The 13,968-nt window shown below is 36.5% G+C and carries 8 protein-coding genes; all 8 read right to left on the reverse strand.

Annotation, left to right across the window (positions count from 1 at the left end; translation table 11 throughout):
- Positions 1-48: 48 nt before the first annotated feature.
- Complete coding sequence (locus UH7x_RS10425) at positions 49-1,413, reverse strand: RagB/SusD family nutrient uptake outer membrane protein (RefSeq protein WP_482359872.1); 1,365 nt, start codon at positions 1,411-1,413, stop codon at positions 49-51.
- A 14-nt stretch (positions 1,414-1,427) separates the two neighbouring features.
- Positions 1,428-4,673, reverse strand: a complete 3,246-nt coding sequence (locus UH7x_RS10430) for a SusC/RagA family TonB-linked outer membrane protein (RefSeq protein WP_482359873.1) — start codon at positions 4,671-4,673, stop codon at positions 1,428-1,430.
- Positions 4,674-5,355: 682 nt separating this feature from the next.
- Positions 5,356-7,665, reverse strand: coding sequence for a chondroitinase-B domain-containing protein (locus UH7x_RS10435; protein ID WP_482359874.1), 2,310 nt, complete (start codon positions 7,663-7,665; stop codon positions 5,356-5,358).
- The gene (locus UH7x_RS10440; protein ID WP_482359875.1) at positions 7,662-9,182 is read right to left on the reverse strand and encodes a chondroitinase-B domain-containing protein; all 1,521 of its coding nucleotides are present in this window, start codon (positions 9,180-9,182) and stop codon (positions 7,662-7,664) included. The genes UH7x_RS10435 and UH7x_RS10440 overlap by 4 nt, the downstream gene beginning before the upstream one ends.
- 95 nt (positions 9,183-9,277) lie before the next feature.
- Positions 9,278-10,045 (reverse strand): SDR family oxidoreductase, encoded by a 768-nt coding sequence (locus UH7x_RS10445; protein ID WP_482359876.1) that lies wholly within the window; start codon positions 10,043-10,045, stop codon positions 9,278-9,280.
- Between the two features lie 18 nt (positions 10,046-10,063).
- The gene (locus UH7x_RS10450; RefSeq protein WP_482359877.1) at positions 10,064-11,797 is read right to left on the reverse strand and encodes a dipeptide ABC transporter ATP-binding protein; all 1,734 of its coding nucleotides are present in this window, start codon (positions 11,795-11,797) and stop codon (positions 10,064-10,066) included.
- A gap of 5 nt (positions 11,798-11,802) precedes the next feature.
- On the reverse strand, positions 11,803-12,951 hold the full coding sequence (locus tag UH7x_RS10455; RefSeq protein ID WP_482359878.1) for an ABC transporter permease: 1,149 nt from the start codon (positions 12,949-12,951) through the stop codon (positions 11,803-11,805).
- 4 nt (positions 12,952-12,955) lie between these two features.
- Positions 12,956-13,942, reverse strand: a complete 987-nt coding sequence (locus UH7x_RS10460) for an ABC transporter permease (protein WP_482359879.1) — start codon at positions 13,940-13,942, stop codon at positions 12,956-12,958.
- Positions 13,943-13,968: the final 26 nt, after the last annotated feature.

Genomic DNA, 13,968 nt, shown 5'->3' on the forward strand with positions numbered 1-13,968 from the left:
CAACTAATTAACTTATTTAATTGTAGATGTCTTAAACAAAACTCAGTATTAATACCCTTCGTTTTGCACTATTTCGTCAAATGAAGTTACTTCTGTAACAGGCATAGGGAAAACATAATAATTACTACTAATTGTTTGTCCCATTTCAGCACTAAGTATACCAGGACTAGCGGCATCAAAACGAACCAAATCAAACCATCTTTGTCCTTCACAGGCGAACTCTAATCTTCTTTCGTCTAAAATAGCTTGTCTTACTTCTGCTTGCGTTGTTGCAGTACCACTTAAGCTAGCTAATCCTGCTCTAGTTCTAATAGGGTCTAATAATGCTAAAATGGTTGCAGATTCTCCTCCACCAGCATTTGTAGTCTCATTCAATGCCTCCGCATATAACATTACAACATCAGTTAATCTTAATTCTATCCAATTCATATCAGTGTATGAACCAGCATCATATTTTACCGAAGCAGTCTCACCGTTAAGTGTCAAAGCTGTTCTTAAATCTCCTGTACTTGCGGCAAAAGCAGCAATTAAATCTGCAGATAGTGGTGCACCATCATCTGCTTTTGTATTTCTTCCAGAATACCAATTTCCAATAATTTCGGTACGAGTAGCACCAGGAATAACTGAGGAAGCTGACTGCGCTGTTGCAAATAAAACTTCTGAATTGAAATTATTATCACTACCAAAAATCATAGAATAATCAGGTACTAATGAAATGCCCGCAGCAGCAGCTCCGTTTATTACCGCACTAAGTTCTGTTGCAGCTGCTCCATAGTTACCCATTGTTGCATACACTTTTCCTAACAATCCTTGAGCAGCATTACTTGTTGCTCTACCACCTGCATTTGCGGCATTAGCAGCGCCTAAAACACTCTTTGCTGCTTGTAGGTCAGGTATAATGATATTGTTATATACATCATTTTTAGGTTGTCTTGTAAGGTCAGCAGCAGCAATTTCTTCAACGGTAGGTGCTCCTAATAAATTAACAGTTACATCGCCAAAAACTTGTACCAATTTAAAATAAGCTAACGCTCTTACAAATTGAGCTTCACCAACTTGCGTAGCATCTGTAGAGTTTACTATGACATCATTAGCACTTAATATAGATTGATATAAACTAGAGTAAAAAGGTCTAAAGAAATCTGCATTCATACTACTAGTTATATTATTGCCAGAAAAATCGGCAAAATCTGTATAAGGTGTTTCGTCAAACAAACAGTTGTCTGATCTAAAATCGCCTAATACTGGCATTGTATGTATAGCATCATAATGATAAGAATATGCCGCAATTAATACAGGTTCATAATCACTAATATTATCTGCATCCACTTGATTGGGTGGTGCCTGGTCTAACTCTGTGGTACATGCTGTTATAAACAACATTGAAACCATTACTATTAATATTTTTTTCATTATTTTTTTCATTATTAAAAGTTAACATTTAAACCTAAAGTGAAAGTTCTTAATACTGGATACGCACCTTCTTGATGCCCAGAAGTAATTGGTCCTCCATAACCAGAATTTGAAGTGTTTATACCTTCTGGGTTGTAAGACGTATAATCATCCCCAACTAAATATAATAAATTGGTGGCTGCACCATATATCCTAATAGAACTTAAACCAATTTTGTTCATAAGATCTTGGTTAAATGTATAACCTAGTGTAAGGTTTCTTAAAGCAACATAACCAGCATCTTGTACGGTTGCGTCAGTTTGATCTCTTGCTCTCGTATAATGTTTGCCAGTAGCATCTTCAATACCATCACCATCAGCATCAAAACTACCACGTAATCTACCACCCCAATTTGAACCATAATAAAGTGGATCAACATTGTAAAGCACTGCTCCATGAGAACCCTGCAATTGGAAAGATAAATCTAAATTTTTATAGCTCATATTACTATTAAGACCCCAGTAAAAATCAGGTGTGTTTGTTCCTAATTTCACTAAATCTCCACCATCTTCAACTGTTTTTGTTGCGTCAATTTTGCCATCACCATTCTGATCAACTACATAAACTTCTCCACTAGATGCACCGATTACATCGGTAGGGTTTATCATATGCTTTTCTTCAACCCATCCTGTGGTTTGTAAACCCCATAATTCACCTATTTCTCCGCCTACGTAATTCCTATAAACAGCACCTCTACCAGAAGTACCATAAATTTGATCCGGTAATTGTGTTAAAGGACCTAAGTCTGTAATCTCTGTTTGAACTGTAGAAAGGTTTGCACCCAAACTCCAATTGAAATTATCGTTTCTAACGATTCCTGCATTCATTTCAAATTCCAAACCGGAACTTTTCACATCTCCAGAATTAACTCTAATAGAACTTCTACCCAATACTTCAGAAACACTTAGGTCAATTAAAATATTTTCAATGTCAGACGTATAATAATCTACACCCAAGGTGAAACGATTATCTGCAAAACCTAAATCAATACCATAGTTAGTCTCAGTATTAGTTTGCCATGTTAAATCTGGGTTTGAAGTATCTGACGGAATAAGAAATGCATTCCCTAATGGTGTTGTTGCAGGATTTGCAAAACTTAAAGCATTATAAGCTCCTAAATTAGAAGTTGTACCTAATGACCCGTAACTAACTCTTGGTTTAAATTTGCTAATAAAGCTTTCTGAATTCCAAAACGATTCATTATGTATATTCCATCCTAATGAGAATGCTGGGAATATTTCATGTTTGTTATTAGCACCAAAACGAGAATCACCATCTCTTCTTACAGAAGCCGATACTAAGTATCGATTGTCATAGGCATAAGCTATTCTTCCAAAAATACTCTCTCTATGTATAGTTTCATTTCTTTCCGTTACAATCGTATTTTCGTTAGATATAAAAGCATAATTTAGAGGTTCTCCGAAAGTTTGTTCTACATTATTCCCTTGTATTGAAGTACCTAAAAGATGGTTCTTTTGAAATTCTACCCCAAGTACTGCAGATATATCATGTTTATCATTTAGCACGGTATTATAGTCTAAAGTAGTTACGCTTAACATAGACTTTCTTTGAACGTCCTGTTGGTCCAAATAAGTATCTTTTAATTCGCCACCACCGTCACCAGTAATTAATGCGTGTTGTTTGAATTGTGTAGCTCTATAATCTCCACCTAAAACAGTTTTTAAGGTTAAACCTTCTGCTATAGCATATGATAAATAGGAGCTAATATTAGCAAAATACGTTTTTTCGGTATTTGATTTGTTCTCAAGAATACTAGCAGTACCAGGATTACCTGACCCTCCAATACCGTTACCATCTCTTCCGTAGTGCCAGTCCCATGCAGGATCACCAGGTTGTAAGTCATATATACTTTGAGGGAAAATGCCTGGAAGGTCTCCGGCTACAGCTCTAGAATCAAATGCTCTAAAACCAGACACACCACCTTGTCTGCTCACTCTAATACCATTACCACCATCCAAAGCTTGATGTTGCGCTTCTAATTGTTGTACGAATGCAATAGATGCGGGTGTATGGTAAATTGGACTAATATCATACTGTCTATTTGCATCTCTTAAGCTACCTTCGAAATCAGATCTATCGGAAGCAAATCCGTTAAAGCTTATTCCCGCCTTGAATTTCTTACCAAGTTTAGTGTCAGCGCTTAAACGTGCATTGAGCCTTTCAAATCCTTGTTTTACTACAACACCATCGGTGTTTTGATAACCCATTGATGCAAAGAAGTTCGAATCTTCACTACCACCACTCATACTAAAGTCATGGCTTTGAGTAGAACCTGTTCCAAAAAAATAATCTTCTCTAGCAACAACATCCGGTGCATTTCTAAAGCCGTCTATTTTAAACTGTGTATATCCTGGAGCGGCTGCCTCAATTTCCGAAACATCCCAATTGCCATTTGCAATAGAAGCATCAGCGTAATCTGCGAATTCGCTAGCTGTCATTTTAATATTGTCTACATACTTATTCGAAAAACTTGTGTAAGCATTGTAACTAAACTTAGTTTTACCAGCTCTACCCTTTTTAGAAGTTATCAAGATAACACCATTAGCTCCTCTAGAACCATAAATAGCAGCGGAAGCCGCATCTTTCAAAACTTCTAAACTTTCAATATCGTTTGGGTTAACTGTAGCTAAACTTCCAGAAATAGGGTACCCGTCAACAACAATTAATGGATCTGAATTTCCTGTAATAGATGAAGCTGCTCTAATTTGAATCTTTGGATCGGCACCAGGTGCACCACTTTGATTTTGAATTAAAACACCAGGTAGTTTACCTGCTAAAGCGTCATCAACACGTGCAGCCTGTATTCCGGCAATAGCATCACCTTTAACTTTAGCTACTGCACCTGTAAGGTGAGATTTTTTACGTGTACCATAACCAACAACCACTACTTCATCAAGTAATGCTGCATCTTCGGCCATAGTTACATTTAAAGTTCCCTGTCCTGTATAGGCTATTGTTTGAGTGACAAATCCTATATATGAAAATTGAAGTTGATCACCATCATTTACGGTAATCTCATAATTTCCATCGAAGTCTGTCGCCGTACCTGTTGTAGTATTGGCGATTATAACGTTTGCCCCTGCAATAGGGATGTTATCTGCATCTACAATTGTACCGGTCAATTGAGTGCCGTCTTGAGCAAATATTACCATGTTGACAAACAGGGCAAATATTAGTGCTAGTTTATTTTTAAATTTCATTTGTATTAAGATTAAGTTAGTAATGCTATTCGGATGAGCCGATTTTAATATGATTTCAGAAATCAAATTTGATCTTATATAATACTAATCGTAAAATCTATTTAACTCTTTGTTTTTATCGTTTAAATAGATTTAGTATTATTTACATGTTGTTCTTATTGCTTCTCTTTAGAATGAAGTAACGTACTGTTGCAAAGGATGATTAAGTATCCTTTCTTTTTTAAAATTTCATTGGCACATATCGTTTTAATTTATACTTGTTAGAGAATTTCTTATTTGGTTTACCATACTGGTTTACCAAATTGGTTGACCAAATATATGTTATTCTTTTGTTAATGAAAAATTAATTTTGAATTTAACACTATGGTTAGGTTTCAATTTGACAAAAAATATCTTTATTTATTGATGTTTTCGTAGTTATCGATAATTTAAAAAAATAAAATCTATACATTATTTTAGACCATATCCAGTGCTAGGAAGTGATGTTTTGTGTAATTGGTCATCTATTTCATGACAAAGACTCACCTGTATAATTAAATATTTTATCCTTTAGACAGTAATTAATTTGTAGAATGATTTTAATCGACTTACTATAAAACTTACAGAGCTGAGTAGTCTATTAAAAGAGGACAATAAAAAGAGAGTGAAAATTCCTCGCAATACTAAAGAAATTGTTAGGCGTTTAGTAGAGTATATCTAGTTCTTGTTGCTCTTCTATTTTGATCTCGCCAGACTTAATTATAGAATTATTGCTGTGACGGTTGTTTTTTGCACCCCATAATAAAGCAACCAATTTTACAGGATTATCACTGAAGGTATTCCCATCGATAATTACATTAATTATACCGCGAGTCTTAATTAGCAATCCACTTTCTTCTTTGCTACCGCACGATTTAAAAGTGTTATTAGTCAAAGTTAAAACTCCGCCAATTGTAGATTCATCATAGCCGCCTCTGTAAAAATTAATAACATTGCGTTTTATATTGAAAAAATCACATTGGTTAAAGGTTACCATTTCTGCATTGTAATCACCCTTGTCATCGGCCGCTAGGATAATACCATTTTCACAATTTTGAATCTTAGTATTACTTACTGTGATGGTGTCAGCAAAAGATCCTTCAGATGCTTTAAGTACATTGCTAAAACTGTCTATTATACAATTTTCAACGAAAATCTTATAAGCTGAAGACATGTTTGTATCTAACGGAGCAAAGGCTAATTGGTTGTTCTGACCTTTTATAGAAATATTTTCAAGGCGAATAACACCTTTGGGGTTCATTTCAAATACAGGGGTATTTTCTTTGCCTATATATAGGAGCTGTGCTTTGTCTTCATTATTTGATTTTAGCGTGATTTCCTTGTCAATTTTAAGTGAAGTAGTAATAGAATATAAATCATCTACAAGCTCAATAATATCACCTGGGTTTGCTTGTTCAATTAATTGTGAAAGCACCCCTTCTTTTGAAGATGCTTTAAAAACTTTTGGTTCGGTATCAACTTTTTTAGTCGAGAACCACTTTGGCCCATACTTTTTCTTGTCAATTACAAATTTTTCAGCGGTCTTTAAATTATTGATTGCACCAATCCTACTTTTCTTTATTCTAGATTCACCAAAGAGGTCATGCTTAATTCTACCAAAGTCATATCCATTGTATACTTTGTTCATGAAATCGTTCTGTTTGTTTTCGGGTGCATACAGCCATTCATTTATTTGTTTCATATTTATTTTCTCGTTTTGGAAAATGTCAAATTTTGAATATACAGCTCCGTTATTATCTAGGATATTATTTTTAAATAAAATTCCGTTTATGCTATCATGATCAATCACCGGTTCTTTATCAACTTTAGAATTATAAATTAAGTTGTTCGCAACAGTTGTTCTTATTGGTGGTAAGGAGCGGATTTCACTTGCGGGTAACACATCTGCACTTGCTCTGTTTTGTCCAATTCCAAACTGCCAAGGCGATTTGCAATCTACCCATGTATTGTATGCGATTACAGCGTCTGTTACCTGCTTGTATCTATTTGAAATTGAATTCGGTATTCCATTCATAACAGCCAATGGTGTTCTAAATGCTTCTCCTCTAATTTTATAAAAATAATTATTAGTAATCCAGTGCCCAGTATTCACTAGTCTTATTCCGCCATAGAAATCAGAGTCGTCATCTCCTATAAAAATATTACCGTCTACTGTTCCGTAATTAGCATGTCTTAAGACTAACGAGCCTTCACATTTATAAAAAATATTATTTCTAAAAATATTGAAGTCAGCTTTATCAGAAACGATTTCCACCTCTCCATTGCAAGCTTCAAAATAGTTATTAGATACGTTCACATAGCCAGGTGTCATCTGCGGGTTTCCAATACGCACGGTTTCTGCTCTTGGTCCTCCTTTTCTCGGTCGTGGTCCGAAATAATTATATACTATTTGATGATGGCTATTGGTGTTCTCATTACCTGTATGCCAAACCATTAAAGTATTTCCGTCGTTAGATTTTCCAGCGATGTAACAATGGTCCATTTGATTGTGTTTGCCATAAAATTCAATCCACCTATCGCTCATTGCGCGACTAGGTTGTGTAAACTCTTCTATAACGCAATCGGTTACTCTACTGTTATTTGCAACACTGTCTAATCCGATTTTATAACGTATAATTCCGGAAGATGGGGTGTAGCCATTTCTAAAATACAATCCACTTACCAAAAGATTTTCTCCTCCTAAATGTAAAAACGATTGTCCTTCTATAAATACTTGTCCAGGTGTTTCTGCGCGTAATGTTATTGGAGCTTCTTTTGTGCCTTCTCCATAGAATTTGATTTGGACATCTTTCCAAACTCCATTGGCTAAAACAATATCAGTTCCTGGGGTTGCTTGGTCAATTGTTTCATTTAATTCAATAATGGTTTTTACTAAAATACTTTCTGAACTTGATTTTTCTCCACAAGAATGAAGTAGAATTACAATAAGTACTAGTGATAAACAGTTTTTCATTTTAAATTAATTTTAGCTGGTGAGAACCATTTTGGGCCATATTGTTTTTTGTCAATTTGGAACTTTTCGGCAAATCCAAGTTCGTTAATTGCACCAACTCTATTTTTCTCTGCCCTTGAATTTCCAAAAAGGTCATTTTTAATTCTACCAAAATCATATCCGTAGAACACTTTATTTAGTATTTCGTTTTGTTCATCTTCTGGGGCGAATAACCAATCATTGATTTGTTTCATTTTCAACTTCTCATTTTTAAATACATTGTATTCTGAAAATTGAGTACCATGATTATCAAGTATATTGTTCTTAAATAAGATGCCCTCCATGTTGTCATAATTGATAAGTGGAGACTTATCTACCTGAGTGTTATAAACTAAATTATTGGCGATGGTTGAGCGTAAAGGAGGTTCAGATCGAATTTCAGTAAATGGTATTGAATCTATACTTGCCTTGTTTTGTCCTACACCTATTTGCCAAGTTGATTGGCAATCTATCCAGCTATTATAGGCGATTACAACGTCAGTAACTTGTCTAAACCCTTGTAATGGTGTGTTTTTAATACCATTCATTATAGCTAGCGGACTTCTAAACCCTTCTCCTTTTATTTTATAAAAATAATTATTGGTAATCCAGTGTCCTGTGTTCATGACGCTTATTCCGCCATATAATTTAGACTCGTCGCCTCCAATAAATATATTTCGATCCACCGTTGCAAAATTTCCATGACGCAAGACTAGAGCGCCTTCACATTTGTTGAAAATATTGTTGATGAATGAATTGTAGTTTGTCATATCTGAAATGACTTGTTCATCTCCATTACAAGCTTCGAAATAATTGTTTGAAATAGTTGCTCGTCCTGGGGTTAAGCGTGTTTTACTATTTCCAAGTTGAATAGTTTTTGCATTTGTTCCACTACGTCTTGGGCGCGGCCCAAAATAATTATTCACTATTTGATGATAATTGTTTGTGTTTTCATTTCCATCATGATAAACCATCAAAGTGGAGCCATTATTTATTTTTCCAGCAATGTAGTTATGGTCAAATTGATTATGAGTTCCATAAAATTCAATCCACTGGTCGCTTGTTGTTACCTTAGGCTTATTGAAATTCTCAATAACGCAATTAGTAACCTCGCTGTTGTTGGCAACACTGTCCAATCCGATTTTGTATCGAATTATTCCAGAAGTAGGTGAATGGCCATTTCTAAAATATAATCCATCAACTTTTAGATGTTCTCCGCCAAGATGTAAGAATGATTGCCCTTCTATAAAAACTTTTCCTTCAGTTTCAGCACGTAGCGTAATTGGTTTTTCTTTAGTGCCATTACCAAAGTATTTGATTTGGACATCCTTCCAAATTCCATTTGCGAGTATAATTTCGCTACCTGGTTTTGCTTGATTAATTGCTTCTTTTAATTCCTTAATATCTTTTACATAGGTATCGTCTAAATTTGAAGTTTTTCCACAGGAAATAAAAAGTAGAAAAGCACAAGAAAAGATTAGAATTAGATTGATCTTCATTTCAGTATTTTTTTATTCGTAGCGATTAATTGTATTATTAAAATAAATCTTAAGCTGCTTTTAATCATTGGACAATTTGATGAAAAATTTAAATTTTAGATAACAGAACTCAGTCCACCATCCACAATTATAACTTGACCATTCACAAAGCTCGATCCATTCGATGCTAGAAAGACGGCTAATGCTTGTAATTCTTCTGGTTTGCCCCAACGAGCAGATGGGGTTCGTCCGCAAATCCAATCGTTAAAAGATTTGTCTTCTACCAGTGATTTTGTCATCTCAGTTGCGAAATATCCAGGAGCAATTCCATTAATTTGAATGTTTTCTTCAGCCCATTCTGCAGTCATTGCCTTTGTAAGCATTTCAAGACCACCTTTTGCAGCAGCGTAGTTGCCTGTTGTCTTTCGTGCCAGACTGCTCATTAGTGAACATATGTTGATTATCTTACCTCCTTTTTTTACTTGCATTGCTGGCACAACTGTTTTCGAAACAATAAACGCTGCGCTTAAATTTGTTTGAATTACGGTTTCAAAATCTTCAACAGACATGTCGACTAAAAGACCTCGTCGTTGAATGCCAGCATTATTAACTAGGATGTCGATGCAGGTGTTGTTACTTTCTATTTTCCGAACGGACGCTATCACAGATTTTTCATTAGTAATGTCAAATACAGCTCCTTCAACATTTAAACCTTTTTCACGTAATTCAGACACTGTTTTTTTTACACCCTCAGCATTACGTCCGTTTATGTAAACTTTAGCTCCAGCATTGGCTAGGGCCTGTGTAATGGAAAGTCCAAGTCCACGATAACCTCCTGTTACCAATGCAACTTTGCCCTCTAGAGAAAACCAATTTTCTAACATAATTAATTTGTTTTTAGTTTAGGAATATAGAATTCGTTTATTGTTTCGTTGTAATGGGTCTGGTTTTGGTACTGCAGATAATAAAGATTGTGTATACAAATGATGTGGGTTTGTACAAATTTGTTCAGAATCACCTACTTCAATGATTTCTCCTTTATACATTACAGCAACACGATCGCAGAAATAGCGTACTACGGAAATATCATGGGTTACAAAAACAAAGCTAAGATCCATTTGATCCTGTAACGTGAGTAGTAAGTCAAGGGTTTTTGAGCGCAAGCTTAAGTCAAGAGCTGAAGTGGGTTCGTCTGCAATAATTATTCTGGGTTTTGGGCCTATCGCACGAGCAATCGCAACTCGTTGACGTTGACCACCAGAAAAAGCATGGGGGTATCTATGGGCCGCTGATGCCGGAAGACCTACAAGTTCGAGTAATTCCTCCACACGCATTTGTAGCGCTCGACCTGAAAGTTCTCCTGAAACGAGCATGGGTTCTCCGATAATTTTAGCTACTGTCATTCGAGGATTTAATGATCCGAATGGATCCTGAAATATTGTACGAATATCGCGCCAATAGGGTCGTAATTGATTGGTTTTTAGGCTTCCTAAATTTACAGATTCACCATTTCGGTCAGTATAATTAACTTTTCCAGAAGTGATATCGTAGATGCGCTGTAAGCACCTAGCTAAGGTGGTTTTTCCTGAGCCACTTTCACCAACTATTCCTAGGTTTTCTCCTGCCCGAAGTTCGATGCTTGCATCTTTTAAGCCAACTGCGACTTTTTTGGCTTTCAATCCAAACATCCCACTTGAAATAACAAACTCTTTTCGAACATTCTCTGCTGTTAAAATCGGTTCGCCCAATTTTTTTCGTGCCCTTGCTTCTAATCGTTGAACCGCGGGTTGGTCGAGTTCTCGAGCGCTAGAAATGAGTTCGCGAGTATATGGGTGGCTTGGTTTTGCAAAAATGTTAAATACGTCACCTTGTTCGAGTACTTTACCTTTTTTCATTACAACTACTTCATCGGCAATTTGCGCTACGACTCCAATATCATGCGTGATAAATAGGACGGCCATATTTCGTTCTAGTTGTATAGATTTTATTAGCTCGAGTACTTCTGCTTGAGTGGTAACGTCTAATGCGGTTGTTGGTTCGTCGGCAATTAATACGGAAGGATTACAGGCTAATGCCATTGCAATCATCGCTCTTTGACGCATGCCTCCTGAAAATTCAAATGAAAATCGTTTAGCGGCAGTTTCTGGTTCGGGAATTCCGACCTGTTCTAGCAAACTAACGCTCTGTGCCCAAGCTTTTTTTTTAGACAATCCTTCATGTAATTGTAGAACTTCCGCAATTTGATTCCCGATGCGATGAATTGGAGATAAAGAGCTCATAGGTTCTTGAAAAATCATTGCAATTTCACGTCCTCGAATGGAGCGTATAGCTCTAGATCTTGGTTTAAGCCTAACTAAATCTATGGGGTCATTTAGAGCTTTTCCGCGTTCACTGTGCAATAGAATTTCACCGGATACAATTTTTCCGGGTGCATCAAGGATTTGCAATATAGACCTAGCAGTAACGCTTTTTCCGCTACCACTTTCGCCCACAACACAGAGGGTTTTACCGGCCTTTAATGAGTAGCTAACATCATCCACTGCACGAAAGGTCTCTTTGCGAGTTGGAAATTCGGTCACTAGATTTTTTATTTCGAGAACCGTATCGTTAGTTTTTTTCTGCGTTGCTTCGTTCATATTTATCAATGGTCTTTGCGTGCATATGGATCGGCTGCATCTCGCAATCCGTCACCAAGAAAATTTAAAGAAAGAACAGCTATCAAAACCATAGCTCCTGGTAGAAATAACCAGGGGCCAGCGGCAATTGATCTAATGTTTTGTACTTCAAGAAGTAGAACTCCCCAAGATATAGCTGGAGGTTGTAGTCCGAGACCTAAAAATGACAATGCTGTTTCTGCAAGTATCATAGCTGGTATCGCAAGTGTAACAGCTGCAATAATATGGCTTGTCATCGATGGTAAAATATGCCTAAAAATAATACGCCATTGCGATCCGCCATCTAGTTTGGCTGCAATTACAAAATCTTCAGATTGTAAAGTCAAAAAACGCCCTCGAACAACCCGTGCTAATTCGGTCCACCCAACTAATGATAAGATAATAGTAATAGCGAAGTAACGTGTTGTTGTAGACCAATCTTGGGGCATTGCTGCACTGAGCGCTAACCATAACGGAATCGTTGGTAAGGCAATCATAATTTCTATAACGCGTTGAATTATGGTATCAGTAACACCTCGATAATAACCCGAAACTCCACCCAAAATAATTCCAATAAATAAGCTTAAGGCAACACCTACAAGTCCAATTGACATTGATATTCTTGTACCCATAATGGTACGGCTTAACATATCACGTCCTAAACGATCGGCACCAAATAGATAAAAACGTTCATTTGGGTTCACAGGAGCTATGAGGTGACGACTCATGCTGATTTTACCCCACATTTTATAGGGATCGCCCTTTGCAAGTAATTTTAAATAAACCTTTTTGCCTTGAACAGGAGTAAATTTTCCTTCAAGAGTAATAGGGTCCCTATCTAGTTTCATTAATTGGACATGCGGTCGATAAGACCGGCTACCATTTACATCATAGTCAATAAATTTAATAAGTTGTGGTGGATGATACACATTTTTTGATGTCGATGCGTTTGGGTCGAAAGGGGCTATAAATTCTGCAAATAATGCTACTATATAGAATAATAAAATTACGATTCCCCCTAACATTGCAAGCTTGTGTTGGCGAAAGCTATACCACATTAAACGCCATTGCGAAGCATTATCTTGATTTGATTGTGCGGTGACTTTCGTTTCTTGCTTTTTGGGAATATCGTTCATAGCTTTATTTCTTTGCACGAATTCGAGGGTCAACAATAGCGAGTAATATGTCAGAAACGAGCATGCCTACTACAGATAGAATGCTTAGAAGAAGTACGAAGGAACCCGCCAAATACATGTCTTGCGCCTTAAGAGAAGATAATAGCAAGGGGCCAGCTGTTGGAAGTGATAATACAATCGAAACGATTACAGATCCACTTATAATTTGAGGAAACATCCATCCAATAGTTGAAATGAAAGGGTTAAGAGCAACGCGAACAGGATATCTAACTAGTAATTTAAATTCTGAGAGACCTTTCGCTCTAGCGGTAGTTACATACGGTTTTGGAAGTTCATCAAGCAAGTTGGCACGCATTATTCGAATGATACTCGCTGTAGAAGACGTGCCCAAAATAACCACAGGAATCCATAAATGAGAAAGGAGGTCCATATATTTTGCGAATGACCATGGCGCGTTTCTAAATTCTGGAGAGAATAAACCCGTAACATCATTCCCTAGATGAACAACACCAACATACATAAGAACCAGTGCTAATAAAAAATTTGGTAAAGCCAAGCCAATAAATCCAATAGTTGTTACAATGTAGTCACCGATTGTATATTTTTTTACTGCCGAATAAATTCCAATTGGTAATGCAAGTGCCCATGTAAATAAAACTGTTGATATGGCTAAAATGAAGGATAATCCTAGACGTTCCCCAATTAGTTCGCTTACTGGTTGACGCCATTCAAAAGAGATGCCAAAATCACCAACTACTACACCGCTAATCCACTTCCAATATTGAATATAAAAAGGTTGGTCAAGGCCGAAGCGAGCACGAAGTGCTTCTAATTGGGCCATGTCAACTTCTTCGCCGCGTTCTGCTAGCGATGCACTTAATGCGGTTACAAAGTCGCCAGGAGGTGCTTGTATTATAGCGAATGCCAAAAGCGATACCAAAAAAAGTATTGGTATTGTCCAGAGGATGCGACGAATAATGAATTCAAACATTATATTTATTAGGTGTTATATGATAA

It is taken from the genome of Aurantibacter sp. UH7, assembly GCF_056839165.1.